Below are 26,673 nucleotides of genomic sequence, written 5' to 3' on the forward strand. Positions count from 1 at the left end.
TGGTCGCTCCCAAACGAGGCTTGTTCTTTGCCCGGAACGCAGGCAGAACAAGCCTCAAGCAAGACCTTTGGGAGCGCCCTTTCGTGGCTGATCAGAAGGCCTCGACCTCGATCGAGGCAGTGGAGAGCGGCCTCGCCGCGCAAGGCTATATCGCGAGCCGGCAGATCGCGACCGCCGTCTATCTGTCGCAACACATCGAGAAGCCGATCCTGGTCGAGGGCCCCGCCGGCGTCGGCAAGACCGAGCTTGCCAAGGCGATTGCCGCTTGGCGCGGCATGAAGATGATCCGCCTGCAATGCTATGAGGGCCTGGACGAGGCCAAGGCGCTCTACGAATGGAAATACGCCAAGCAGCTTCTCTATACCCAGATCCTGAAGGACAAGCTCGGCGAAGTCCTGGGGGGCGCGCAGACACTGCATGCGGCGCTCGACCAGCTCCACGATTTCGGCGACGTGTTCTTCTCGAAGGAATTCGTCGAGCCGCGACCGCTGCTCCAGGCGCTGGAGCAGCCGGGCGGCTGCGTGCTCCTGATCGACGAGATCGACAAGTCAGATGCGGAGTTCGAATCGCTGCTGCTGGAGATCCTGTCCGACTTCCAGGTCACCATCCCCGAGCTCGGCACCGTCTCGGCGATCACGCCGCCGACCGTGATCCTCACCTCCAACAGCGAGCGCGACCTCGGCGATGCCTTGAAGCGACGCTGCCTGCATCTGCACATCGGCTTTCCCGAGCAGAGACTGGAAGAGCGCATCGTCGAGAGCCGCGTGCCCGGCATCTCGCAGACGCTGCGCCGGCAGATGGTCGGTTTCATCCACGAGACCCGCTCACTCGATCTGAAGAAGCTGCCCTCGGTCAGCGAGACCATCGATTGGGCGCGCGTGCTGGTGCTGCTTCAGGCCACCGAACTCGATACCGAGATCGTCAAGGACACGCTCAACGTGCTCCTGAAATACGAATCCGATATTGAAGCCGCGGCGCCGCAAGTTACGACCTTCATTGCCAAAGCGGCGCGGTCCAACGTCTTCGGTTGAGACCGATGCGCGAGAACCTCCATCGTTTTTTTCGGGCGGCGCGCGGCGCCGGCGTTCATGTCTCGCCCGCCGAAAGCATCGATGCGATGCGCGCGGTCAAGCAGGTCGGTTTCTCGGACCGCGCCATCTTGCGCGACGCCCTGCTGCTGACGCTCGCCAAGTCGCAGGACGAGAAGCTCGCACTCGGCGATTGTTTTGATCTCTTCTTCAGTCAGCCGGAACCGCGGCAGGATCAGCCTGAAGCCAGCAGCGATGACGCTTCGCAGGACCTAGATCAGTCGCCCTCATCGGACGCGGCCAGCGAAGCCGGTGAAGGTCAGCGTCCCCAGGAACTGGGCGCTCTTGCGCAGATGCTGCTGTCGCAGGATCGCAATGCGATCGCGGCGGCGATCGCCAGTGCCTCCGGTGCCGCCTCGCTGTCCGATATCCGCTATTCCACCCAGCGCGGCATCTTCTCCAGCCGCATCCTCGATGCCATGGGCCTCCAGCGCCTGCGGGACGATCTGGACCAACTGACCTCGACCAACCCGTCACTGGCCGAGCGTCTGCGCGCTGCGCTCGATGCCTTGCGCGAAGCGGTGCGCGACACGGTTTCGCAGGGGCTTGCGCTCTACGCCCGCGAGGAGGCCGAAAGCCTCCGCAACGAGATCCTGCGCAACGCGCCGCTCGCGCGCATCGAGCGGCGCCAGGTCGCCGAGATGCGCGCCCTCATTCGCCAGATCGCGCGCCGGCTGCGCGAGCGCTCCTCGAAGCCGCGCAAGCGCCAGCGCCGCGGCCATCTCGACGTTCGCCGTACGCTCCGCCGCAACGCGGCCTGGGGCGGGGTGCCGTTCCTCACCGCCTGGAAACGCAAACATCGCGACCGGCCCAAGATCGTGGCGCTCTGCGACGTCTCCGGCTCGGTCGCCCAGGTCTCCGACTTCTTCCTGCTGTTGATCCACTCGCTGCATGAGGTGGTCGACGACGTCCGCTCCTTTGCCTTCTCCTCGCATCTGATCGAGGTCAGCGAGATCCTGGAGAACAACTCCCCGGAAGAAGCCATGGCCGAGATCATGTCCAAGGTCGGTTTCGGCTCGTCCGACTACGGCTCCTCGCTGGTCGATTTCGAGAAGGACTTCATGAGCACGCTGACGCCGCAGACCACGGTGATCGTGCTCGGCGACGCCCGCAGCAATAACCTCGACCCGCGCGCCGACATCCTGCGCCGTATCTCCGAACGCTCAAAGCGGCTGGTCTGGCTCAATCCCGAAGGCCGGCTCGCCTGGGGCTTTGGCGATTCCGAGATGCCGCGCTATGCGACCTTTTGCAGTGTCGTGCGCCAATGCGCCACCGCGCAGCAGCTCGAGCGCGCGGTGTCCGATATCGTGGCCACTTATCAATGAAGGCCGATCACACCCCTCTCTGAGGTCAGGCGGCGGTCAACTCGGCCCGGGCGATATTGCACTCCCGGAAGTGATAGGCAATTTCGTCGAGGGCGCGCTGCTCCCATTCCCGGGCTTGCACGAGCCAGAAAACCCGCCGCTCAAAATCGAGCGCGGCACGCTCGCGGCACAGAGATTCCTGACTGCGAATTTCCACCAGCCTGTTCACGCACTCCACTCCTGCCTGTGAAGCCATTCCCCGCGAATTAACCTAACAGGGTCCCGAACGCTCCGTCTCATCATTTCTGTGCATATTGCGACGCAGAATGGGACAGTAACTGTTCCCGTGCAGCGCGGCAGTTCGCGCCGCAACACAAGCCTAATCATCAATATGTGATCGAGCTCTCGGACAATATTTGCGCTCAAACGATCTTAACTCCTAAGACGCAATGAAGTGCGACCATTTGTGAAGAGACGTTCTAAACAACTCACCGAATTCCCGACTCATTGTCGTCGCATGGTGTTCATGCAGCGCCGCTAACAGAGGCGCGCAAACGTCCCTATCGCTTGAGGCAGCATGAGCAACGACGTCGACTTCGATCTTTCGCCGGATCAATGGGAAGCGCTACGCACGCTTCGCAATCCGGCATCGAACGGTCGCCTCTCGAAGGCCTATCTGGTCGAAAGCCTCATCAAGCTCGGCCTTGTTGTCGTGAATGGCGGCGTGCCTGAGATGACGCCCACCGGACGCAAGGTGCTGGTCCGCGGATCATGCCGGCTGCTGGATCTCGCAGCGTAGTGCGAACGACGGTTGGCCGCCCTCACCCGAACATCAATTCTCGCCGAAATCGGATCAGATGACCTTGGCAGCAAGAGTGCTCGAGGGTGGCCCCGCCGACTGCTTAACCGACGTTGCGGATCGGTCATTCCCATTGGAGGAGCGGCGTTCCATACGCCCTCCTCCAGACCGACAGGAAACGTGGGAACCAGGAGTGCGCCACAGCACCCTTGTAGGCCAGGTGCGATATTTGAGGCCTTGCTCGGACAGCAATTCCTGATAGCCGCCATGGACCTCGGTTGCGGTCCGAATGTCCTTCAATATTCCCTGGGCGCAGGCTCGGTAGGTGTCGCCCCCCGAGAATTCGTCGTAGTCCAGCATGCGATCCGCAAACTCGACGTTGAATGTCGGCCAGGATGAGCGTCCCTGGTAGGCGGGAGCCGCGATCTTGTGAATCATCTTGGTGTGCGGATTATCCGCCGACACCAGGAAGTGGAACGTGTTAGGGACGCGGAAGCGCGGCTCCGCAATGATTAGATCCGCCGTCGCCGCGAACAGCGCGCGCTCGCAGTCCTCGTTCAGGTCCCAGAAGCCGCGATGCACGCTGACGAAATCCAGCGCAACCGAGGACGCCGGCGGAGCCGCCGGGCCGTCCAGCGAATGTCTGATATAGCCGTCCTTGCCGAACAGCCGGAGCAGGTCCTTCTTATACTGCCCGAGGTGACGTCCCAGCAGCCGCTTTAGCTCGTTCTCGTCGACGACTCCAAGCTGAACACCCCACAGGAAGGTCGTGTACACGCAGGCATTTGTGACGAACCGCCGGCGCTCGGCGCGGGTGTCGGTGGCTGCAGAGCGCGGGGCGCGGGCATCGCACAACAAATATCTGGTGCCGCCATCGTCGAATGACTCGAGCTCGCTTGCGAGCTGCAGGATAGCCCGCTTCAGGTCGGCTCCGTATTCGGCTAGCAGCAGACGGCCGGCATGCGCGCATTGCGACATCGCCACATAGGACGACGCCCTGTCCTCCGCGGAAATCATCTGCCGGAGACCGGCCAGGATACCGAGCAGCGTATCCGAAGGACGCGAGAAATAGTTCACGCCGAGATGCCGGCCGCGTCCCGCCGGCACGATGGTCGTGGTGACGACGTCGGCGCGAACCGCCTCCAGCAACAGATGCACGCTCTTTTCGAGCCGATTGGCCCGTCGCACCGCGTCATGCGAATCCATGATGGTTTCAGGATCGAGAATGTCGGGATAGAACCAGGCGAAGTCGCGCGGATAGTACGCGCAGGCGTGCGGCGCCCCCGTGACGAGGAAAGTCTCGGTCGCCGAGAAGGCGCTGTCCATCGAGTGCCGGTAAAGCTCCGCGATAGCCGAGAGTGGATGAGGTGACTGCCTCAGAAATCGATCGCCGAGAAAATTCACCGCCTGAAGCGCGTTGGCAACGAAGGTCGCTGTCGGGCCCTGATAAAACCGGTTCTCACGACGTGATGGAAAAGAGGTGCCGCTGTTCATAGGTGTCGTCGATTGTGTCTCGTGGTCCCGGCAATACGCCGCCACTTTCTAGAGCTGTCTGATTCGTATCTCTATCCGGTGACTTGCGGGCTCGACTTACCTTCCCAGGGCCTGAAATTCTCGATCACCCGCAGCAGCACGCGGGCGCCAGCTTCGGCATCCGCCAGCTCGACATGCTCGTCCGGGTGATGGCTGATGCCGCCGCGGCAGCGCACGAAGATCATGCCGACATCGGCAATGTCGATCATCGCCATGCCGTCGTGGCCTGCTCCGCTCGGCAGCTCGAATACTGAAAAGCCTTCCACTCCGATCGCCTGAGCGATCTGCTCCTTGAGCCAGGGCGCACAGGGTGCCGTGCCGTTCTCGTGCGTGACGTCGAGCTGAAGCACCAATTGCCGGCGCTCCGCGATCGCCTCGATCTGGGGGACGATTTCGGCGACTGCACGCTTGCGATGCATGTCGATTGGCGCGCGCATGTCGATGGTGAAAGACACCTCGCCCGGGATGACGTTGGTCGCGCCGGGCTTTGCCTGGATGTATCCGACGGTCCCGACCAGCCCGCCCTCATCGGTCCGGCAAAACTGCTCGATCGCGCCAATGCATTCGGCCGCGCCGGCGAGCGCATCACGCCGAAGCGCCATCGGCACCGTGCCGGCGTGCCCGGCCATGCCGGTCAGCCGCGCGGCAAGTCGCGTCGCGCCGGCAATCGCGGTGACGACGCCGACAGGCAGGTTCTGTGTTTCCAGCACCGGACCCTGCTCGATGTGCAATTCAAGGTAGGCAATTAGCTCGCGCCGCGTCCGTGCAGCCGCGCCGATATGATCGGGGTCAAGGCCGAACGTGATGAGCGCATCGCGCATCGACACGCCGTCACGGTCGCGCGTGTTCAGGACGCTCTTGTCGAATGTGCCGGCCAACGCACGGCTGCCCAGCAGGGTCGAGGCGAAACGTACCCCCTCTTCATCGGCAAAGCCGACGACCTCGATCGCGAACGGCAAGCGCCTGCCGCGGCGGTTGAGATCTGCGACACAGGCGATCGCGGTGATCACGCCGAGCGGCCCGTCCCATTTGCCGGCATCGCGCACGGTGTCGTAGTGCGAGCCGAGCATCAGGCAGGGCGCACCCGGCCCCTCGCCTTCGTAGCGGCCACAGACATTGCCGATCGCATCGAGATGCGCGCTCATGCCGGCCTCGCGCATCCAGCCCAGGATGAGGTCCGCGGCTTCGCGCAACTCCTTGCTCAGATAGATGCGGGTGAGCTTGCCGGCCTCTTCCGAGATCGCACCGAGCAGGTTGATGCGACGCACGATTTCTTCGCCGAGCGATGTCGTCTGAACGGCGTTCCCAGCAACCATCTCGGCGGGCTTTCCATCTTTCGGGGACCGCAGCAGCGGCGGTCCTGATCACAATCGATACAAGTTGAATGCGAGCGAAAATCGCGCACTGGCGATGTCCCGATCCGGGTATCGTTAGCATGAACGCGAGCAGCTCGCCGACGGTCTCCCGGCATGCACACGCTCGGACAGGTTAAAGCTGCTTAACTCCATTGCATACAATTGGGAGTTACTGCCCATAAATTAATCTGTCGATTTCCTGATCAGGATTCGGGCAGCATAGAGAATTCCATATTTTCAAGACCTTATCGCTAATTGAACGCTCCGCAGCCTGTGGCACGAAGCTTGCGACACTTGTCCCGAGCTCCGCCAGACCGGCGGCAGCCGCGAGATCGAGGCGGGGCATCCGCCAAGGGGAGCAAGCAATGGATTTTGGCAGGATTTCACGACGGCATTTGTTGCAAGGCGGTACGGCCCTGACCCTCGGCGCCGCGGCTGGCCTCCGCCCGGCCTTCGCAGCGGAGACGACCATCGGCTTCATCTATGTCGGCTCGCGTGACGACTACGGCTACAACCAGGCGCACGCGCAGGGGGCAGCGGCGCTGAAGAAGATTCCCGGCCTCAAGGTCGTCGAGGAAGAGAAGGTGCCGGAGACCGACGCGGTCGAGAAGACGATCGAGTCCATGATCAATCTCGACGGCGCCAGCCTGCTCTTCCCGACCTCGTTCGGCTACTACAATCCGCACATGATCAAGATGGCTAACAAGTACCCGAAGCTCCGCTTCGAGCATTGCGGCGGCCTGTGGAGCGACAAGGATCCGAAGAACGCCGGCAGCTATTTCGGCTATATCGACGAAGCTCAATACATCTGCGGGATCGTCGCCGGCTACACCTCGAAGAGCGGCAAGCTCGGCTTCGTTGCGGCCAAGCCCATCCCGCAGGTGCTGCGCAATATCAATGCTTTCACGCTCGGGGCCAGGCTCGCCAATCCGAAGGCGACCACGCAGGTCATCTTCACCGGTGACTGGTCCATGCCGGTCAAGGAAGCCGAAGCCACCAACAGCCTGATCGACCAGGGCGTTGACGTGCTCACCTGCCATGTCGACGGTCCCAAGACCATGGTCGAGAACGCGGCACGACGCGGCGCCTTCGTCAGCGGCTATCACACCAACCAGTCGCCGCTCGCGCCGAAGGCGTATCTCACCGGCGCGGAGTGGAATTGGGAAGCGCTCTATCCGAAGTTCGTGAAGATGATTGCCGCCGGCGAGAGCATCCCGAACTTCTACCGCGGCGGCCTCAAGGAAGAGATCGTCAAGACATCGCCCTATGGCGAAGCGGTTTCCGCAGAGGCCCGTAAGCACGCCGACGACGTAAAAGCCAAATTCCTGTCGGCTGAAGGCTACGCCATCTTCAAAGGAGGGCTGGTCGACAACAGGGGCAAGACCGTGATAGCGGCCGGCACCGATCGCGGTCAGAAGGATCCCGAGCTCGAGAAGATGGACTATCTCGTCGAGGGTGTGATCGGAGCAACTTCGTGACAACGGAAGCTGCGGATTCTGCCGAGGCGGTCGGGACAATAGCCCCGGCCGCCGATCCCGGCTTTCTCCGACGACACGGCGGCACGATCGAATATGTCCTGATCCCGGGCGCGGCGCTCGTCGGCGCGCTCGTGGTCTTCGGCATCTTCGTCGCGATGTTCGGCAAGAATCCGCTCGACCTTTATTTCTACATGTATTACGGCGCGTTCGGCACCTGGTTCTCCTGGCAGAACACGCTCACGCGCGCTGCTCCCTTGATCCTAACAGCACTCTGCACGGCGCTGCCCGCGCAGCTCGGCATGGTCATCATCGGCGGCGAAGGCGCGCTCCTGATCGGCGCATTGTCGGCAACCAGCGTCGCATTGGCGCTCCAGGGCCTGCCGCCGCTTGTCGTCCAGATCGCCATGGTCGTCGCCGGCGTAATCGGCGGAGGCTCGTGGATCATGTTGTCGGGCGGCTTGCGACAGTATCGCGGCGTCAACGAGACCATATCGAGCCTGCTGCTCGTCTACATCGCGCTCGCAATCCTCAACCATCTCGTCGAAGGCGCGATGCGCGATCCCGCGAGCCTCAACAAGCCCTCGACGCGCGAGATCGGCGCCGCCAACATGATCGGAACCATTCCCGGCACGGATGTACATTGGGGCCTGGTGTTCGGCCTCATCGCCGCGATCGCCGCCTACATCCTGGTCTATCACACGGTGTTCGGCTTCGCCGCGCGGATTGCTGGCGGCAACATCCGCGCCGCGAAGATCGTCGGCCTCGGCGTCGACAAGCTGATACTGACCGTTTGCTTCCTTGCCGGCGGCGCCGCTGGCCTTGCCGGCATGGTCGAGGTGGCCGCCGTGCAGGGACGCACCAATGCCAACCTCGCGGCCGGCTACGGCTTCACCGGCATTCTCGTCGCCTTCCTCGCGCGGCAAAATCCGCTCGCCATCATCCCCGTCGCCATCCTGCTCGGCGGCATCAGCGCCAGCGGCGGCCTGCTGCAACGGCGCCTGGGACTGCCCGATGCGTCCGTGCTGGTGCTCCAGGGCATCATCTTCGTCTTCGTGCTAGCCAGCGATGCGCTCTACGGCCGCATCGGGTTGCTGAAGGGAAAATCCTGAGATGGCAGACGGATCGATCGGACTCTGGACCGTCCCGCTTGCCGTGCTCGGCGGCGCCATTCGCGTCTCCACGCCGTTCCTGTTCGTGAGCTTAGGGGAATGCATCACCGAGCGCTCCGGCCGCATCAATCTCGGCCTTGAAGGCACGCTGGTGATGGGCGCGATGAGCGCCTATGGCATCTCCTATGTCACGGGCTCACCGTGGCTTGGCGTGCTTGCCGCCGGCATCACCGGCGCGCTTTTGGGCGCGCTGCACGCCGGCATCTGCTCGCTGCCGCGCGTCAACGACGTTGCGGTCGGCATTGCGCTGATGCTGTTCGGCACCGGGCTTGCCTTCTACCTTGGAAAGCCGCTCATCGAGCCCACCGCGCCGCGGCTGCCCGCGATCGATTTCGGCTGGTGGAGCGACGTCCCGCAGGTCCGCGCTGCGCTGCGGGTCAACGTCCTTTTCCTGATCGGCCTCGCGCTTGCGCCGATCCTGTACTGGGCCTTCCGCACCACGCGCTGGGGCTTGCTCATCCGCACCGCCGGCGAGAGTTCGGACGCCGCCCGCGCGATGGGCCACTCCGTGCAGCTGATCCGCCTGCGCGCCACCATGGTCGGCGGCTTCCTCGCCGGCATCGGCGGCTCGTTCCTCTCGCTGTTCTATCCCGGCAGCTGGAACGAGGGTCTCTCCTCGGGCCAGGGCATCACAGCGGTCGCGCTCGTGATCTTCGCACGCTGGGATCCCCTGCTGTGCCTATGGGCCTCGCTCGCCTTCGGCGGCGCCGCGGCGCTGGGGCCGGCGCTGCAATCTGTCGGCGTCACCTCCGGCTATCACCTCTTCAATGCCGCGCCCTACATCCTGACGCTGGCGATCATGATCGTCACCTGCTCGCCCAAACGCACACTGACCGGCGCCCCGGCCGAATTGTCGATCACCCGCTAGAGAGCAAGATTATGCCCGAGCGCCACATCAAATCCGAACCCTATGCCTGGCCCTACAACGGCGATCTTCGTCCCGAGAACACGGCGCTCATCATCATCGACATGCAGACCGATTTCTGCGGCGTCGGCGGCTATGTCGACAAGATGGGCTACGACCTCTCGCTGACGCGGGCACCGATCGAGCCGATCAGGAAGCTGCTCGCAGTGATGCGCAGCCAAGGCTTCCATATCATCCACACCCGTGAAGGCCACCGCCCCGATCTCTCCGATCTTCCCGTTAACAAGCGCTGGCGCTCGCGCCAGATCGGCGCCGGCATCGGCGATCCCGGCCCCTGCGGCCGCATCCTGGTGCGTGGCGAGCCCGGCTGGGACATTATCCCGGAGTTGGCACCGCTGCCGGGCGAGCCGATCATCGACAAGCCGGGCAAGGGCTCGTTCTGCGCCACCGACTTGGAGCTGATCCTGCGCGTGCGCGGCATCGATAATATCGTGCTGACCGGGATCACGACCGACGTCTGCGTTCACACTACGATGCGCGAGGCCAACGATCGCGGCTTCGAATGCGTGCTGCTGCACGATTGTTGCGGCGCGACCGACAAGAGCAACCATGACCACGCGCTGAAGATGATCAAGATGCAGGGCGGCGTGTTCGGCGCGGTCTCAACCTCCGACGCCGTCATCGGAGCGATTTCGTGATCATCGGCGAAACGCCGCCGCCCTCCGGCGCCTTCGGCGTCGACGCCGTCGCCATGACGATGCGCTTCGGCGATTTCCTGGCGCTGGACAATGTCGAGCTGAAAGTGCGGCCGGGCTCCTTCCACGCGCTGCTCGGCGAAAACGGCGCCGGCAAATCGACCCTCGTCAAATGCATCATGGGCTATTACCACGCGACCGAAGGCGACATCCTCGTCGGCGGGCGCGAGCAGGCGATCGGCAATCCGAAGGACGCCCACGCGCTCGGGCTCGGCATGGTCTATCAGCATTTTACGCTGGTGCCCGCCATGACCGTCGCGGAAAACCTCGTGCTGGCCCGCGACGACGTGCCGGCCGTGGTGAACTGGCCGAAGGAGATGAAGGAGCTCGAAGCGTTCTTGAGCCGCATGCCCTTCAAGGTGCCGCTCGGCGCGAAAGTCGCGGACATCTCTGCCGGCGAACGGCAGAAGTGCGAGATCCTCAAGCAGCTCTACCTCAAGCGTCGCTTCCTGATCCTGGACGAGCCGACCTCGGTGCTGACGCCGGCAGAGGCCGACGAGGTGCTCGGCATGCTCCGCGATATGGTCGTCAGGGGCGAGCTGACCATCCTGATGATCACGCACAAGTTCCGCGAGGTCATGGCCTTCGCCGATGACGTCACGATCCTGCGCCGCGGAAAGCTCGCCGGAGCCGGCAAGGTCGCCGAGCTCACGCCGGACGCGATGGCACGCGCCATGATCGGCGCCGAGCAATTGGCGGTGCAGCCGGCGCGCACCGGCGCGGCTGGCCAAACCAGGCTCGAACTGCAAAAGCTTCGCGCACTCGACGATGCCGGCGCAGTCGCCGTGCATGACGTCTCGCTCACCGTCCGCGCCGGCGAGATCGTCGGCATTGCAGGTGTTTCCGGCAACGGCCAACGCCAGCTGGTCGAGGTGCTGGCGGGCCAGCGCGAGGCCGAAAGCGGCGATATCCGTGTTGCCGGCGATCTGTACCGCGCCAGCCGTGAGGAGATGCGGCGGCACAAGATGTCGCTTCTGCCCGAGGAGCCGCTGAAGAACGCCTGCGTCGGCGGCATGAGCGTCGCCGACAACATCGCCTTCCGCGAATTCGACCGTGCGCCCTTCGCCCGTGGCGGCTGGTGGCTCAATCGCGGCGCCTTTCGCGAGGAGGCAAGGACGAAGATCGCGCAGTACAAGATCAAGACCCGCACGCCGGACACGCCGATCTCGGCCCTGTCGGGCGGCAACGTGCAACGCGCCGTGCTCGCCCGCGAGCTAGGCGGCGACGTCGAGGTGCTGATCGCGGCCAATCCCTGTTTCGGCCTGGACTTCGCCGCGGTGGCGCAGATCCACGCCGAGATCATGGCCGCGCGCAACCGCGGCGCCGCCGTGCTGCTCGTCAGCGAGGACCTTGATGAGCTGCTCGAACTGTCCGACCGGCTGGTGGTGATGTTCCGCGGCGAATTCGTGTATGAAGCACGGACCAGCGAGGCCGAACTCACCGTGATCGGCCGGCACATGGCGGGACACTGACCAGGGAGTAGCGATGAGCGGCGCATCCGAGCGGGACGAGCACTTTCTGCGTCTAGCCTTCGCGGTCGCCCGCCGTTCCCTCACCCATGGCAATCATCCCTTCGGCTGCATCGTCGTCGATGCCGACGGCAACGTGCTGATCGAGGCCGAGAACGGCTACCTACCGGATCATGACGGCACCGCGCATGCCGAGCGCCTGGCGGCGACGCAGGCCTGCCGCACGCTCAGTCGGGAGGTGTTGGCGATGGCGACGCTCTATTCCTCCGCAGAACCCTGCGCGATGTGTTCAGGCGCGATCTACTGGGCCAGCATCGGCCGCGTGGTCTACGGTCTCAGCGAGCACCGCCTGCGCGGCCTTACCGGCAACCGTCCGGAGAATCCGACGCTCGACCTGCCCTGCCGCGAGGTCTTTGCCAGCGGACAGCGCCCGACCGAGGTGGTCGGGCCTTTGCTGGAGGATGAGGCCGAGGCGCTGCACGAGGGGGTGTGGACGAAGTAGCAGCACATCCAAAAGGGAATGACGCCGCGGAGGTTTGACGCGGCGCCATCGTTTTTCACCTGGAGAGCGTCAGATGACTAGAACTTTACGGTGATACCGGAGTAAAGCGAGGACTCGGTGCAGGAGCCGGTGCTCACCGTCCGGCCACCGACGGCCGTGGTACAGCCGACGGCAAGATTGTGATCGAGGCCGAATTTGTTCTGCCAATAGCGGTAAGCCACCCAGACATCCACGAAGTGGGAGTACTTGTCACCCCAGGCTGCCTTCGAGGCATCGAAGGTTAGACGGATCGGTTCCGAGTTAAGCTCAACAGCGGTGTTGTAGACGCCATTCGCTGGGCTGTAGGGCAGCGGCTCGGTGTCGGTGCCCTTCTTGCCGTACCAGCCGGCACGGCCGCTGATCGAGAAGTACTGCATGTTCGGCGGCAGGAAGCCGAGGTCCATGTAGTAATTGACTTCGACAGCCCAGGTTGGCTTGAATGACGTGTTGCCGTCCGCCAGACACGTGACTCCGGGAACGCCCGGACCGAACAGGCCACACTGGCTGAAGGAATTGTGGTTGGCGAACTCCCAATAGACCAGCGGCGCGACGTTGATGTAGCCCTTGTAGGGCAGGTCGAACGCAAACTGCAGACCGCCAACGACGTCGCGCTTGGCAGCGCCGAAATACCTGTTCTCGGTATTGGCGTCCATGCCGACTTCGAACGAGATGTTGTGCAGCGGCCCCGCGCTGAAAGCCTTGGTGTCGAAGAGCTCGTTCCAGCCGAAGGTCGAACGGAACAGGCCATAGATTTCGGTCGCACCGGCGCAGGATGCCGGCGTGCCGAAGATCGTGCCCGCATTGGTGCAGGGCCCCGCCGGGTCATTGTGATCCGACTTGTACATCGAGATGGTGAAGAAGTTCGTGCCGTACGCCCAGGCGTCGAAATGGGTGAACGAGTAGACCTGCTTTGTGGTCTTGCTGTTGATCGACCCATCCGGCCGGAACGACCACGCGCCCGGCTGCGAAGCGTTGAAGATGTACGAGAAGGTGACGCGGTTATCGATGACCAGGAAGAATGGAAGGTCCGGCGCCTTCTTGGCCGCCTTCACTGGCAGATCCGCCGCCTGAGCTAGACCACCGGTGGCCAGCGTAGCAAGTGACAGCGCCGCTGCTGCCATTGCCGTGTAACGAAACGACATCCTGAATACCCCCAAGTTTGGACGTTCAAAAATGAACGTCCCTGGGTGCGACACTTGCGCCGATCTCCCGGAGTGCGAAGCCTCAACTTTTCACATGGCGTGCCGCTTGTTGCGGCAGCACGCGACGTATCAAGGAGGAGATTGCAAAGTGGCCGGACGCGGTGAGCACGAGCGGCGAGGATCGCTATTGCCGAACATTCCCGATTGTTTTTATTCGGATTTTCTGATCGCGCCCCGATGCGAAGCCGAGTTGAAGCAGACGTCGCGAGCGCTGTGCTCTGAGCGATGGATGGACGGACCTACGATTGCTCAACATGGCGTCAAGCCAGCCCACAGGGTTCCGATTTGGCTTGAACCGTCACAAATTTGCAACAGGCACCCAGCGATCGTCACACCCATGGACCGGCACACCGGCACTGCCACGCCTGCCGCGGCGTTGAGCAAGGCATGACGCTTTTTCGCATCTTACGCGGCGGGCCAAACTAGCTCAGTATTGAAGCACTTCATCCATGCCGATGCATCAGCGAATGTTCGATCCGACGCCTCAACGCCTGCACTCCAGCGAGCCCCCGCTGCTTCAAACGGTTGAGCTCACCAAACGCTATGGGGACTTCATCGCCAACGATTCCATCGACATCGAGATCCGGCCGAGGGAAATCCACGCGTTGCTCGGCGAGAACGGCGCCGGCAAGTCGACGCTGGTCAAGGCAATCTACGGATTGATCCAGCCGAGCGCGGGCGAGATCCGCTGGCACGGCGAACCAATCGTGCTGTCCGGTCCCTCCGACGCGCGCAGCCGCGGCATCGGCATGGTGTTCCAGCATTTCTCGCTGTTCGACAATCTCACCGTCGCCGAGAACGTCGCGCTCGGCCTCGATGGCAAGGAACCCTTCAAGGACATGTCGGCGCGGCTGGAGCAGGTGTCGAAGACCTACGGACTGCCGCTCGATCCCCGGCGAGAGGTCTGGCAATTGTCGGTCGGCGAGCGCCAACGTATCGAGATCGTCCGCGCGCTGATGCAGGATCCGAAATTTCTGATCCTGGACGAGCCCACCGCGGTGCTGACGCCGCAGGAGGCCGACCAGCTCTTCATCGTGCTGGAGCGGCTCAAGGCCGAAGGCCGCGCCATCCTCTATATCAGCCACAAGTTAGACGAAGTGAAGCGGCTGTGCGACACCGCAACGATCCTGCGCGGCGGCAGGAAGATCGAGACCTGCAATCCCCAGCGCGAGACCGCCGCCTCGCTCGCGCGCATGATGGTCGGCGGCGAGATCAAGCAAGTGAGGGCCGCATCCGGTCGCAAGACCACTGTGCCGCGGCTCGTCGTCAACGATCTCTCGCTGGCCCCTGCCGAGGCGCATGGCGTGCGGCTCGAGCACATTTCCTTCGAGTTGAAGGGCGGCGAGATCCTAGGCATCGCCGGCGTCGCCGGCAACGGCCAGGATGAGCTGTTCGCCGCACTCTCCGGCGAGCGCCTGTCGAAGCACTCCGGCACCGTCGTGATCGAGGGTATCGCCGCCGGCCACCTCTCGATCACGCAGCGGCGCAAGCTTGGCGCCGCCTTCGTTCCCGAGGAGCGGCTCGGTCACGGCACTGCACCGCGCATGAAGCTGTCCGAGAATGCGCTGCTCACCGGGCATGCCGCCAGCGGCATGGTTCGTCACGGCTTCATCGATACGGCGGCCACGCTCAAGACCGTCGACCGCGCGACCGAAACGTTTGACGTGCGCAAGGCCAAGCGCGATCCGGAAGCAGCATCGCTTTCCGGCGGCAATCTGCAGAAATTCATCGTCGGACGCGAGATCCTGCGCAACCCCGCGGTGCTGGTGGTGAGCCAGCCGACCTGGGGCGTCGACGCCGGCGCCGCCGCGATCATCCGCCAGGCGCTGCTCGATCTCGCAACCGCAGGCGCAGCGGTGCTCGTAACCAGCCAGGACCTCGACGAGCTCGCGGAGATCGCCGACCGCATCGCCGTGATGTTTCACGGCCGGCTGTCGGCCCCACTCGCCGCCAGCGAGGCGAGCCGCGAAAAGCTCGGCCTTCTGATGGGAGGCAGCAGCCTGGAGCCGAAGGAAGCCACGCATGCAGTTGGTGCTTGAGAAGCGCGCCGAGCGCTCCAACACGATCGCGCTGATCTCGCCGCTGATCGCGATCGGCCTGACGATCGTGACGATGGTCATCCTGTTCGCGATCCTCGGCAAGAATCCGCTGCTCGCCTTGCATGCCTATTTTATCGCGCCCCTGACCGACGGCTATTCGCTCCAGGAGATCGCCGTGAAGGCGACACCGTTGGTGATGATCGCGATCGGGCTCTCGCTCTGCTATCTCGCCAATGCCTGGAATATCGGCGCCGAGGGACAATTCCTGATCGGCGCCGTCGCCGGAAGCTGGATCGCGGTGAAGACGCAAGGTACTGACGTCGGCCCTTGGGTTTTGCCGGCCATGCTCGTGCTCGCCGCCGCCGCGGGCGCGCTCTATGCGCTGATTCCGGCGATCTGCAAGGTGAAGTTCGGCGCCAGCGAAATCCTGACCAGCCTGATGCTGGTCTATGTCGCCGACCTCTTCCTCGACTATCTCGTGCGCGGGCCCTGGCGCGATCCGCACGGCTTCAACTTCCCGACCACGGCCGAGTTCGATCCGATAGCGACGGTGCCGCTGCTGATCGAAGGCGGCAGGCTGCATCTCGGCGCGATGATTGCCCTGCTCGTCGTCGCAGCCGTGGCGATCCTGCTGGGGCGCACCATCAAGGGCTTTGAGATCCGCGTGGTTGGCGCAGCGCCGCGTGCCGCGCGGTTCGGCGGCTTCAATGCCAACCAGCTCGTCATCCTCACCTTCGCCATCTCCGGTGCGCTGGCGGGCTTCGCCGGCATCATCGAGGTCGCGGGCCCCGTCGGGCATCTCCAGCCCGGCATTTCGCCTGGTTACGGCTTTACTGCGATCATCGTGGCCTTCCTCGGCCGCCTGAACCCGCTTGGAATATTAATTGCAGGCCTGTTCGTCGCATTGACCTTTATCGGCGGCGAGCAGGCGCAGATCGCGATGAAGATTCCGTTGGATGTCACCAAGGTTTTCCAGGGCATTCTGCTGTTCTACGTGCTCGCCTGCGATTCCCTCATTCTCTACCGTTTCAAGCTGGTCTTCCCGAACCGACAGGTGACCCGTGGAGCTGGTTGAGGCCATCATCCTCGCGGTGCTCGCGGCGTCGACGCCGCTGCTGATTGCTGCGACCGGTGAGCTCGTGACCGAGCGCTCCGGCGTGCTCAATCTCGGTGTTGAGGGCATGATGATCGTCGGTGCGGCCTGCGGCTTTGCCGGCGCGTGGCTCACCGGGTCCACCTTCATTGGTGCGCTGTTCGGCATCGTCGCGGGCACGTTGGTGTCACTGATCTTCGCGCTGATGACGCTCGGGCTCGCCGTCAACCAAGTTGCAACGGGTCTCGCGCTGACCATCCTCGGCATCGGGCTCTCCGGCCTGATCGGCGCCGGCTTCGTCGGAGAGCGCATCACGCCGGCAGTGCACCTCGCCATTCCCGGCCTCACCGAGATCCCGCTGATCGGGCGCGTGCTGTTCGGCGAGGACGGTTTCGTCTACTTCTCGGTCGCACTGATAGTCGGCGTCTGGTGGTTCTTGCACCGCACGCGAGCGGGATTGATCCTGCGCGCTTGTGGCGACAATCATGTCTCCGCGCATGCGCTCGGCTATCCCGTGCTGCGCATCCGCACCTTTGCCGTCATGTTCGGTGGCGCCTGCGCAGGGCTTGCGGGCGCTTATCTGCCGCTGGCCTATACTCCGTTCTTCATTCCCGGCATGACAGCAGGCCGCGGCTGGATCGCACTGGCGCTGGTCGTATTCTCGTCCTGGCGGCCGGGCCGGCTCGTCGTTGGTGCTTATCTCTTCGGCGCCGTGACGATCCTGCAATTGCACGCCCAAGGCTGGGGCGTCGGCATTCCCTCGCAGTTCATGTCCGCGCTGCCCTACCTCGCAACCGTTATCGTCCTGGTCCTGCTCTCCCGCGCGCGCACCGGCGGCTCGAGCGCACCGGCCGCGCTCGGCACCGTGTTCGTGCCTGACCGCTGAGTTTTCATTTCCGCAGCGTGCGCGATGGGGCGCGCGCGTTGCGGATCGTGGCTTTCCCCTGATGTTTGGAGACTGATGATGAGGAAATCACTTCTTGCGCTGGCTGCCGGGCTTTTGCTTGCCGGGAGCGTCGGTGCAACCTCCGCCGCCGACAAGCTGAAGGTCGGCTTCATCTATCTGGGTCCGATCGGAGACCTCGGCTGGACCTATCAGCATGATCTCGCCCGCCAGGCGCTGGTGAAGGAATTGGGCGACAAGATCGAGACCACCTATCTCGAGAACGTGCCCGAAGGTCCCGATGCCGAGCGCTCCATCGAGCAGCTCGTCCGCGCCGGCAACAAGCTGATCTTCACCACGTCGTTCGGCTACATGGATCCGACGCTGAAGGTCGCCAAGAAATATCCGAACGTGCATTTCGAGCACGCCACCGGCTACAAGCGCAACCCGAACATGTCGACCTATTCGGCCAAATGGTATCAGGGCCGCTACATTCAAGGCCTGATCGCGGCCAAGATGTCGAAGTCCGGCGTGCTGGGCTATATCGGCTCGTTCCCGATTCCGGAGGTCGTCTCCGGCATCAACGCGACGATGCTGGCGGCGCAGACCATCAACCCGAACATCAAGGTCAAGATCATCTGGGCCAACACCTGGTTCGATCCGGGCAAGGAGGCCGACGCCGCCAAGGCGTTGATCGATCAGGGCGCCGACGTCATCATGCAGCACACGGATTCCCCGGCCGCGATGCAGATCGCGAGCGAGCGCGGCAAGCTCGCCTTCGGCCAGGATTCCGAGATGATCAAGTTCGGACCCAAGACTCAGCTGACCTCAATCCTCGACACCTGGGGCCCCTACTACATCGAGCGCGTCAAGGCCGAGCTCGCCGGCACCTGGAAATCCGAGGACACCTGGGGCGGCCTCGACAGCCACATGTTCGCGATGGCGCCCTATACCAACATGCCTGATGACGTGAAGAAAATGGCCGAGGATGCCCAGGCCGCGATCACAGCCGGCAAGCTGCACCCGTTCAAATGCCCTATCATTGGGCAGGACGGCAAGCCGGTCGAGTGCAAGGGCGGCGATCACCTCGATGACGGCCAGATTCTCGGCATGAATTTCTACGTGAAGGGCATCGACGACAAGCTTCCGGGCAAGTAGCACGCTTCTTGCTTTGACCAGATCACCTGCTCCTCCCGGAGGAGGTTCGGGAGGGGGTGGCCAGAAGCACCCGGCACTTGTGGTCGCCCCCTCTTTTATCCCCGCTGCATGCTCCGCGCTGCCGAACTGTGGCGGCGGATGAGGTCCGCCACGTCGAGGCCCGGGATGGCGCCATCAACCACGGCCCATTGTCCCGCAACCATCACCCGATCGGCCCGATGCGCCCCGCACAGCACCAATGCCGCCAGCGGATCGCCATGGCCGGAGAAGCGCAGCTCGTTGAGCTTGAACAGCGCGAGATCGGCGGCCTTGCCGACCGCGATCTCGCCGAGTTCCGGACGGCCCACGCAAGCCGCCGAGCCCCTGGTGGCCCAGCGCAGCGCGTCCTTGTGGCTGACCTTTGTCACCCCGTAGCGGGCCCGTTGCAGCAGGAATGCGGCGCGCACTTCCTGCATCAGGTTCGACCCGTCGTTGGAGGCCGAGCCGTCGACGCCGATGCCGATGCCGACGCCGGCCTCCTCCATCTCGCAGACGGGACAGCAGCCGGACGCCAGCAGCTGGTTGCTGCACGCGCAATGGCTGATGGTCGTCCTGGCCTTACCGAGCCGCTTGATCTCGTCGGGGTTGAAGAAGATTCCGTGAGCGAGCCAGGTCCGCGCATGGAGCCAGCCGCATTGTTCGAGATAGTCGAGCGGGCGGCAGCCATACATCTGCTCGCAGAACTTGTTCTCGTCCTCGGTCTCGGCGAGATGGGTGTGCAGGCGCACATCGAGCTTGTCGGCGAGCTCGGCAGTGGCGCGCATCAAGGATGTCGTCACCGAGAATGGCGAGCACGGCGCGAGCGCGATCTGCACCATCGCATCCGCGCCGCGCTGGTGATGCTTGGCGACCACGCGCGCGCTGTCGGCGAGGATGGTGTCCTCGTCCTGCACGATGCTGTCGGGCGGCAGGCCGCCGTCGCGTTGCGACAGGTTCATCGAGCCGCGCGTGAGCAACACGCGCACACCGAGCCGCTTCGCCACCGCCACCTCGATATCGACAGCGTCTTCGAGCCCTGCCGGGAATACGTAATGGTGATCGGTCGTCGTCGTGCAGCCCGACAACAGCAGTTCCGACATCGCGACGGTGACGCCGAGCTCCAGCGCCTCCGGCGTCAACTTCGCCCACACGGGATAAAGCGCCTGGAGCCAGGGAAACAGCTCGCGATCCATCGCCGCCGGCAGCGCCCGCGTCAGCGTCTGGTAGAAATGGTGATGGGTATTGATGAGACCGGGCAGCACGACGTGTTCACCGGCATCGAACACCGCGACATCCGCGGTCGCAGGCGTCCCGCCGGCCGGCACCAGTTCGACAATCCGGCCATCCTTCACGACGATCCCGCGCTCCGCCCCGTCGGCGAGGACGGCCAGGGGGTCCCTGATCCAGATCGCACTTGCGTCGGTCATGATTGCCGCTTCTCCTCACATCCGCTGATGGCAGGCCTGCAAGGCGAGCCAGCCCGATTGCGTTCCGGCTGCGACTTGTTGTTGCGACTTGGCTCCGGTCTTGCAAGACTTTCTCTTGTCCGATTCACCCGGCGGAAGCGTTGGCGCAGCCATGGATTTGAATACCATCACAGCCGTCGTCCATCCGCAAACGCGGGCGCAGCTGCCGGTTTGGACGGCGGGCGACGCGTGGCTCGCAGGCGGCACCTGGCTGTTCTCGGAGCCGCAGGTCCACCTGACGCGGCTGATCGATCTCACCGACCTGAAATGGCCGGCGCTGACGATCACTGAGAGCCATCTCAGCATCGCCGCCACCTGCACCATCGCAGAGCTCGATGGTCTCGCCTGCCCCTCCGACTGGCTCGCGGCGCCGCTGATCGGCCAGTGCTGTCGGGCTTTCCTTGCTTCGTTCAAGATCTGGAAGACGGCAACGGTCGGCGGCAATCTCTGCATGTCGCTGCCTGCGGGACCGATGATCTCGCTCACATCAGCGCTCGAGGGCGTCTGCACCATCTGGAAGGCTCACGGCGGCGAACAGAGGATCTCCGTCGCCGACTTCGTCACCGGCAACCAGCGCAACCGCCTGACGTCAGGCGACCTGGTCCGGCAGATCGATATCCCGATTGCCGCGTTGAGGCGCCGTACCGCCTTTCGCCAGATCTCGCTGGCGCCTGTCGGCCGCTCAGCGGCGCTTCTGATCGGCAGCCTCGATCCGGACGGCACGCTGACTTTGACGGTTACCGCATCGACGGTGCGGCCGATCCAGCTGACCTTTCGCAAGGCCCCAAACCCGAGTGCGCTTCGCGATGTGATCGCGCAGCAGATCACGGACGACCTGTACCATACCGACATCCATGGCAAGCCGCTCTGGCGCAAGCACATGACGCTGCGGCTCGCAGAGGAGATCCGCGGCGAGCTCCTGGGGGGAGCGCAATCATGAGCTTCGAAGTCAACGGCAAGGCGTTTGCGCAGGAGCCGCGCGCCGGCCAGTGCTTGCGCACGTTCCTGCGCGAGCTTGGCCATTTCGGCGTGAAAAAGGGCTGCGATGCCGGTGATTGCGGAGCCTGCACGGTGCTGCTGGATGGCGAGCCGGTACATAGCTGCCTGATCCCGGCGTTCCGCGTCCAGGGGCGCACCGTCACCACGATCGAAGGTCTTGGCGGGGACCACGGCGTCCATCCGATGCAGCAGGCGTTCCTCGATGCGCAAGGGTTTCAATGCGGCTTCTGCACCGCCGGCATGATCCTGACCTGCGCCTCGCTGAACCAGGCGCAGCGCACCGATCTCGGCATAGCGTTGAAGGGCAATATCTGCCGCTGCACCGGTTATCGTTCGATCGAGGATGCGATCCTCGGCAAGACCAATGTCGAGGCGAGCGTCGAGGCCGGCGCCGCATTCGGCCGCAGCCTGCCGGCCCCTGCAGGTCCCGACATCGTGCGCGGCAAGGCGCGCTACACCTTCGACAGCGCCATCGACGGACTGCTGCACATCAAGCTGCTGCGCGCGCCTCATGCCCACGCCAGGATCGTTGCGATCGACAAGTCGGACGCCCTTGGCGTCCCCGGCGTCCACGCCGTGCTGACGCATGAGGATGCGCCGCCTGTCCTGATTTCGACCGCGCGGCATGAGAAGGAGTGGATGGATCCCGAGGACACCCGCATTCTCGACGACGTCGTCCGCTTCGTCGGCCAGAAGGTTGCCGCCGTCGTTGCCGAGAGCGAAGCGGCCGCCGAGGAGGCGTGCCGTCGGCTGAAGGTCGATTACGAGATCCTGCCCGCGCTGATCGATCCGGAGCAGGCGATGGCGCCGGGCGCGCCCGTCATTCATCCTGCCCGCGCCATCGCGAACCGCGTCGCTGACGCCCAGCGCAATCTCGTCGCGGAGACGCATGGCGAATTCGGCGACGTCGCCGCTGCGCTCGCGACCTCCGCCGTCACCTTCGAGGGCACCTTTCACAGTCATCGTGTGCAGCACGCCGCATTGGAGACCCATGGGGGCCTGGCCTGGCTCGACGACGCGGGCGTGCTCAACGTCCGCACCTCGACGCAGGTCCCGTTCCTGACCCGGCGTGCGTTGGCCGATATCTTCAAGCTTCCCATGGACAAGGTCCGCGTGTTCTGCGAGCGCGTCGGCGGCGGTTTTGGCGGCAAGCAGGAGATGTTCGTCGAGGACGTCCTGGCGCTCGCTACGCTCAAGACCGGGCGGCCGGTGAAACTCGAGCTGACCCGCGAGGAGCAGTTCATCGCGACCTCGACGCGCCACCCGATGCGGGTCCACATCAAGGCCGGCGCAGATGCCGGCGGCAAGCTCACCGCGCTCCAGCTCGACGTGCTCTCCAACACGGGCGCCTATGGCAATCACGCCGGCCCCGTGATGTTCCACGCGCTGGCCGAGTCCATCAGCGTCTATAATTGCCCGAACAAGCGCGTCGACGGCGCCGCCGTCTACACCAACACGGTGCCGGCGGGCGCGTTTCGTGGCTACGGCCTGCCGCAGACATTGATCGCGGTGGAGGCAGCGATCGACGAGTTGGCGAAGCAGCTCGGCATCAGTCCCTACGAGATGCGCCGGCGCAACATCGTCAGGCCCGGCGACCCCATGCTGTCGCCGCCGCCGTCCGAATATCACGACGTCGTCTATGGCTCCTACGGGCTCGACCAGTGCCTCGACCTCGTCGAGCGCGCGATGCAGGCCGATGGCCCGCAACCGGACCTGTCGCCGGAATGGCTGATCGGCGACGGCGTCGCGCTGACCATGATCGACACGGTGCCCCCGGCGGGCCATATCGCCGACGCCATGATCGCGCTCAACGACGACGGCGGTTTCGACCTGACCGTCGGCACTGCCGAGTTCGGCAACGGCACCAGCACCGTGCACCGGCAGATCGCGGCAACGACGCTTGCGACCACCGCCGACAGGATCCGCCTGCGCCAGTCCGACACCGCCCATGGCGGGCACGACACCGGCGCCTATGGCAGCGCGGGCATGTTCGTTGCCGGCAAGGCGACGCATGCGGCGGCCATCCAGCTTGCAACCGAGCTGAAGGCGACGGCCGCAGACGCCTGGCTGTGCGATGCCGGGAGCTGCGCGCTCGAAGCTGACGGCGTCGTTAGCGGCGTCCGGCGCATGCCTTTTACGGAGCTGGCGAAGCTCGCGCGCGAACGGGGACAGCGATTGGCAGGCGTCGGCAATTCGGACGGCACGCCCCGCTCGGTCGGCTTCAACGTGCAGGGTTTTCGCGTCGCCGTGAACAAGGGCACCGGCGAGCTCAAGATTCTCAGGAGTGTGCACGCGGCCGACGCCGGCGTCGTCGCCAATCCCATGCAATGCCGCGGGCAGGTCGAAGGCGGTGTTGCGCAGGCGCTCGGCGCCGCGCTCTACGAGGAGATGGTGATCGACGCAGGCGGCCGCGTCACCAACCCGAAGTTCCGCGACTACCACCTGCCCTCCTTCGCCGACGTGCCGCGCACCGAGGTGTTCTTCGCCGAGACGTCCGACACGATCGGACCGCTGGGCGCGAAGTCGATGAGCGAGAGTCCGTACAATCCGGTTGCGGCCGCGCTCGGCAACGCGATTGCCGATGCCACCGGCATCCGCTTCACCGCGCCGCCTTTCAAGCCGGACCGGCTGTTTCCGGCGCTGCTCGAGAAGTTTGGCGGCCAGAGCGGGATGGTTCGCTTCACCTCTCCCGTAGGGAGAGGTCGGAGGGCATCGAAGATGCGATCCGGGTGAGGGGTCTCACTGAGTCCCACCGCCCCTCACCCGGATTGCTGCGCAATCCGACCTCTCCCCGTCGGGGAGAGGTGAACCACCGACAGCCCGTCGAAATTACATGCTTTAACTGCCGCGATAGGTCGAATAGCTCCACGGCGTGACCAGGAGCGGCACGTGATAGTGCCCCTCCGGCTCGCTGAGAGCAAAGCGCAGCGGAATCTCGTCGAGGAATGGCGGGTCGGACAACGGCACGTTACGTTCGGCGTAATATCTGGCAACGCTGAACCTGAGCTCGTAGCGGCCGATCGGCACGGGGCGACCGCCGATCAGCGGCTGATCCGTGCGGCCGTCCGAGTTGGTTACTGTGCGCGCAATGACACGGCTGTCGCCGAGGCTCGCAAGCTCGACCAGCTCGACCGGGATGCCGGGCGCGGGCTTGCCCGTGTGATTGTCGAGCACATGCGTCGACAGCCGGCCGTGCACCTTCAGCTTGTCGTCGGCGACGATGAGCTGATCCAGCCGCAACGCGGAGATGCGGCCGATCTCCTCGATCGCACGCCTTGTCTCGGTCTTGACGATGTTGAGCAGCCGCATCTCGAAGTCACGCAGGATGGAATCCCTGGTGTAACGGCGCACACAGACGATATAGGGGAAGCCGAACTTCTCCCGATAGGCGTTGTTGACACGCTCGAATGCCGCGAATTCGGCGTCCGACAGCCGGTCGAGGCCGGCGCTGTTTTGCTCGTCGATTGATTCCGCCGTGAGACCGGCGGCGCGCTGCGTCTTGTTGGCGAGATCGGGATGCGCCCGGATCAGCGCCAATTGCACGTCCGGTTCAGCGCTCTGGATCGCCGCCAGCAGCGCGGCGTGCAATTGGTTGATGCCCGCGAACGGCCGCTTGCCGGCGAGCTGTTCGGCGATCCATGGCGAATATTCGACGACGTTGGCGAGTGCCGCGACGAAATCGGCTTTGCTTGCGGCGTTGACGTCGGCCAGCGAGATCTGCGACATCATCCTCTCACTCGATCTCGAATGCGTCGGCCGCAAAGTGCGCGTGCTTGTCGTGCCAGTGCTGCGCGATCTGCAATCGCGTCGGCACCCAGACGCGCTCGTGCCTGCCGATATAGTCCAGGAAGCGCATCAGCCCCGCAGCGCGGCCAGGCCGGCCGGCAAGGCGGCAGTGCAGACCGACCGACATCATCTTCGGCGCGGTCAGCCCTTCCGCATAGAGCACGTCGAAGGCATCTTTCAGATAGGTGAAGAACTGCTCGCCGTCGGCAAACCCTTGCGGGTTGATGAAGCGCATGTCGTTGGCATCTAACGTGTAGGGAATGATGAGCTGCTTGCCGCCTGCGCGCTTGACCCAATAGGGCAGATCGTCGGCATAGGAGTCGCAGAGATAGAGGAAGCCGCCCTCCTCCATCAGGAGACGGTTGGTATTGATGGAGGAGCGCCCGGTGTACCAGCCGAGCGGCCGCGATCCGGTCGCCTCGATGTGGACGCGGATGGCTTCGGCGATCTCGGCGCGCTCCTGCGCCTCGGTCATGTCCTTGTGCTCGATCCACTTCAGGCTGTGGCTGGCGATGTCCCAGCCCGCCTCCTTCATGGCAGCTACGATTTCCGGATTGCGTTTCAGCGCGGTCGCGACTCCGAACACGGTGGCCGGCCAGTTGCGTTCGCCGAACATCCGCCACAGCCGCCAGAAGCCTGCGCGCGAGCCATATTCGAACATCGATTCGATGTTGGCGTGGCGCTGGCCCGGCCAGGGCTGGGCCCCGAGCACGTCGGACAGAAAGGCTTCCGAGGCGCGGTCGCCGTGCAGAATATTGTTCTCGCCGCCTTCCTCGAAATTGACGACGAACTGCACCGCGACCCGCGCGTTGCCGGGCCACTCGGGATGCGGCGGATTGCGGCCGTAACCGCGAAGATCGCGCGGGTAGCTTGCGTCGGTCACTCAGACTTCCTCGAAGCGGATCGGTAGAGCGCCCTTCCACAGCACGCTCTTGCCGAGCGTCGCCAGATTCTCCAGGCCCGAAGTCAGCGTGATGAAATGGTTGCCGGCGAGCTGGCCCATCTTGCTCGCGAAATGCACGCCACCATAGGCGAGCAGGATCTCGGTCTCGCTGATACCGCCGGGATAGAGGATGATCTGGCCGGGCGCGGGATAGCTCGTATGGTTCTCGTAGCCGACGCCGAAATCGAAATCGCCGAGCGGCATCCACACCCCTTCGCCACTCCAGCGCACATGGATGATGTGACTTTCGAACGGCAGCGCCTTGCGGAAGGCGGCGACAGTCTTGGGTGCCAGCTGCTCCTCGAAGCGGGCATCGAAGGTGAAATCGCCGGCGCGGATAACGAGTTTGCTCATCTCATCTCTCTGGGTCGGGGGCGTAGCCCACCGTGGACTCCTCGGCAAAGAGCATTCCGTCGGGCCTCGCGCAAGGGGCGTAGCCGCATCACCGGCGGTCGTAGGACCAGCCGAAAATGCCGCTCCGCCGGACCTCCGGCTCCGCGGCAGGCAGCGGCGCCTCCTTCAGTTCCGTGTGCGGCGACGGGGGCGGCGCCGGCAGGGTCTCGCATGTCATGGAGTAGACCAGCTTGCCATCCGCCGTACGCCCGATCGGGGCACAGGGGTCCGGATGCGCCGCCGTGGTCTGCGGCTTCATCTTGACTTGCGCAGCCGCCGGCGAGGCGATCAGCAGCAGAACCAGCAGATATCTCGACATCGTTGTCGCTCTGAAAAC

The 26,673-nt window shown here is 64.3% G+C and carries 23 protein-coding genes and 1 pseudogene; 15 read left to right on the top strand and 9 right to left on the bottom strand.

Annotated features, from left to right (window positions below; all coding sequences use genetic code 11):
- Positions 1-83: 83 nt before the first annotated feature.
- Both IVB01_RS20635 and IVB01_RS20640 read left to right on the top strand, forming a co-directional pair.
- Entirely contained in the window at positions 84-1,031 is a 948-nt protein-coding gene (locus IVB01_RS20635) for a MoxR family ATPase (RefSeq protein WP_247280564.1), read from the top strand.
- 5 nt (positions 1,032-1,036) lie between these two features.
- Positions 1,037-2,413: a VWA domain-containing protein gene (locus tag IVB01_RS20640; protein WP_247494828.1), complete on the top strand. Its 1,377-nt coding sequence runs from the start codon at positions 1,037-1,039 to the stop codon at positions 2,411-2,413.
- 25 nt (positions 2,414-2,438) lie between these two features.
- Here IVB01_RS20640 and IVB01_RS20645 read toward each other — a convergent pair whose 3' ends face one another.
- Positions 2,439-2,621: a hypothetical protein gene (locus tag IVB01_RS20645; RefSeq protein WP_247280562.1), complete on the bottom strand. Its 183-nt coding sequence runs from the start codon at positions 2,619-2,621 to the stop codon at positions 2,439-2,441.
- A 348-nt stretch (positions 2,622-2,969) separates the two neighbouring features.
- Between IVB01_RS20645 and IVB01_RS20650 the strand changes: the two genes are divergently transcribed.
- Entirely contained in the window at positions 2,970-3,191 is a 222-nt protein-coding gene (locus IVB01_RS20650; RefSeq protein WP_247280561.1) for a hypothetical protein, read from the top strand.
- A 124-nt stretch (positions 3,192-3,315) separates the two neighbouring features.
- On the opposite strand, the pseudogene IVB01_RS20655 reads toward IVB01_RS20650, so the two are convergent.
- Positions 3,316-4,685 (bottom strand): annotated as a pseudogene (locus IVB01_RS20655) (hypothetical protein).
- Between the two features lie 71 nt (positions 4,686-4,756).
- On the bottom strand, positions 4,757-6,040 hold the full coding sequence (locus IVB01_RS20660; protein WP_247280559.1) for an allantoate amidohydrolase: 1,284 nt from the start codon (positions 6,038-6,040) through the stop codon (positions 4,757-4,759).
- Positions 6,041-6,444: 404 nt separating this feature from the next.
- Here IVB01_RS20660 and IVB01_RS20665 point away from each other — a divergent pair, with 404 nt between their 5' ends.
- Genes IVB01_RS20665 through IVB01_RS20690 form a run of 6 tightly spaced genes read left to right on the top strand, consistent with a single transcriptional unit; the run spans position 6,445 to position 12,317 of the window.
- A complete protein-coding gene (locus IVB01_RS20665) occupies positions 6,445-7,557 on the top strand; it encodes a BMP family ABC transporter substrate-binding protein (protein WP_247280558.1) in 1,113 nt (370 codons plus the stop codon).
- Complete coding sequence (locus IVB01_RS20670) at positions 7,554-8,666, top strand: ABC transporter permease (RefSeq protein WP_247280557.1); 1,113 nt, start codon at positions 7,554-7,556, stop codon at positions 8,664-8,666. The genes IVB01_RS20665 and IVB01_RS20670 overlap by 4 nt, the downstream gene beginning before the upstream one ends.
- Before the next feature lies 1 nt (position 8,667).
- Positions 8,668-9,594: an ABC transporter permease gene (locus IVB01_RS20675; protein WP_247280556.1), complete on the top strand. Its 927-nt coding sequence runs from the start codon at positions 8,668-8,670 to the stop codon at positions 9,592-9,594.
- A gap of 11 nt (positions 9,595-9,605) precedes the next feature.
- Positions 9,606-10,289 (top strand): isochorismatase family cysteine hydrolase, encoded by a 684-nt coding sequence (locus IVB01_RS20680; RefSeq protein ID WP_247280555.1) that lies wholly within the window; start codon positions 9,606-9,608, stop codon positions 10,287-10,289.
- Positions 10,286-11,818, top strand: coding sequence for an ABC transporter ATP-binding protein (locus tag IVB01_RS20685; protein ID WP_247280554.1), 1,533 nt, complete (start codon positions 10,286-10,288; stop codon positions 11,816-11,818). The genes IVB01_RS20680 and IVB01_RS20685 overlap by 4 nt, the downstream gene beginning before the upstream one ends.
- 13 nt (positions 11,819-11,831) lie before the next feature.
- Positions 11,832-12,317, top strand: coding sequence for a nucleoside deaminase (locus tag IVB01_RS20690; RefSeq protein ID WP_247280553.1), 486 nt, complete (start codon positions 11,832-11,834; stop codon positions 12,315-12,317).
- Between the two features lie 77 nt (positions 12,318-12,394).
- Here the strand turns inward: IVB01_RS20690 and IVB01_RS20695 are convergent, their stop codons facing one another.
- The gene (locus tag IVB01_RS20695) at positions 12,395-13,498 is read right to left on the bottom strand and encodes a hypothetical protein (protein ID WP_247280552.1); all 1,104 of its coding nucleotides are present in this window, start codon (positions 13,496-13,498) and stop codon (positions 12,395-12,397) included.
- Between the two features lie 509 nt (positions 13,499-14,007).
- Here IVB01_RS20695 and IVB01_RS20700 point away from each other — a divergent pair.
- The 4 genes from IVB01_RS20700 (at position 14,008) to IVB01_RS20715 (ending at position 18,731) form a co-directional block, all read left to right on the top strand.
- Positions 14,008-15,597 (top strand): ABC transporter ATP-binding protein, encoded by a 1,590-nt coding sequence (locus tag IVB01_RS20700; protein WP_247280551.1) that lies wholly within the window; start codon positions 14,008-14,010, stop codon positions 15,595-15,597.
- Entirely contained in the window at positions 15,581-16,672 is a 1,092-nt protein-coding gene (locus IVB01_RS20705; RefSeq protein ID WP_247280550.1) for an ABC transporter permease, read from the top strand. Before IVB01_RS20700 ends, IVB01_RS20705 begins: the two co-directional genes overlap by 17 nt.
- Positions 16,659-17,576 (top strand): ABC transporter permease, encoded by a 918-nt coding sequence (locus tag IVB01_RS20710; protein WP_247280549.1) that lies wholly within the window; start codon positions 16,659-16,661, stop codon positions 17,574-17,576. Before IVB01_RS20705 ends, IVB01_RS20710 begins: the two co-directional genes overlap by 14 nt.
- Positions 17,577-17,654: 78 nt before the next feature.
- Positions 17,655-18,731 (top strand): BMP family ABC transporter substrate-binding protein, encoded by a 1,077-nt coding sequence (locus tag IVB01_RS20715; protein WP_247280632.1) that lies wholly within the window; start codon positions 17,655-17,657, stop codon positions 18,729-18,731.
- 95 nt (positions 18,732-18,826) lie between these two features.
- On the opposite strand, the gene IVB01_RS20720 is transcribed toward IVB01_RS20715, so the two are convergent.
- A complete protein-coding gene (locus IVB01_RS20720) occupies positions 18,827-20,176 on the bottom strand; it encodes an 8-oxoguanine deaminase (RefSeq protein WP_247280548.1) in 1,350 nt (449 codons plus the stop codon).
- A gap of 151 nt (positions 20,177-20,327) precedes the next feature.
- Here IVB01_RS20720 and IVB01_RS20725 point away from each other — a divergent pair, with 151 nt between their 5' ends.
- Positions 20,328-21,155: an FAD binding domain-containing protein gene (locus IVB01_RS20725; RefSeq protein ID WP_247280547.1), complete on the top strand. Its 828-nt coding sequence runs from the start codon at positions 20,328-20,330 to the stop codon at positions 21,153-21,155.
- The gene (locus IVB01_RS20730) at positions 21,152-23,947 is read left to right on the top strand and encodes a molybdopterin cofactor-binding domain-containing protein (RefSeq protein WP_247280546.1); all 2,796 of its coding nucleotides are present in this window, start codon (positions 21,152-21,154) and stop codon (positions 23,945-23,947) included. The genes IVB01_RS20725 and IVB01_RS20730 overlap by 4 nt, the downstream gene beginning before the upstream one ends.
- Before the next feature lie 105 nt (positions 23,948-24,052).
- Here IVB01_RS20730 and uraD read toward each other — a convergent pair whose 3' ends face one another.
- The 4 genes from uraD to IVB01_RS20750 form a co-directional block, all read right to left on the bottom strand.
- Positions 24,053-24,940, bottom strand: coding sequence for a 2-oxo-4-hydroxy-4-carboxy-5-ureidoimidazoline decarboxylase (uraD, locus tag IVB01_RS20735; RefSeq protein WP_247280631.1), 888 nt, complete (start codon positions 24,938-24,940; stop codon positions 24,053-24,055).
- A gap of 7 nt (positions 24,941-24,947) precedes the next feature.
- The gene (gene puuE / locus IVB01_RS20740) at positions 24,948-25,883 is read right to left on the bottom strand and encodes an allantoinase PuuE (protein WP_247280545.1); all 936 of its coding nucleotides are present in this window, start codon (positions 25,881-25,883) and stop codon (positions 24,948-24,950) included.
- Positions 25,884-26,297, bottom strand: coding sequence for a DUF3830 family protein (locus IVB01_RS20745; RefSeq protein ID WP_247280544.1), 414 nt, complete (start codon positions 26,295-26,297; stop codon positions 25,884-25,886). It lies immediately after the preceding gene.
- A gap of 88 nt (positions 26,298-26,385) precedes the next feature.
- Positions 26,386-26,655, bottom strand: coding sequence for a hypothetical protein (locus IVB01_RS20750; RefSeq protein WP_247280543.1), 270 nt, complete (start codon positions 26,653-26,655; stop codon positions 26,386-26,388).
- Positions 26,656-26,673 lie beyond the last annotated feature (18 nt).

It is taken from the genome of Bradyrhizobium sp. 164 (genome assembly GCF_023073715.1).
Taxonomy (GTDB): Bacteria; Pseudomonadota; Alphaproteobacteria; order Rhizobiales; family Xanthobacteraceae; genus Bradyrhizobium.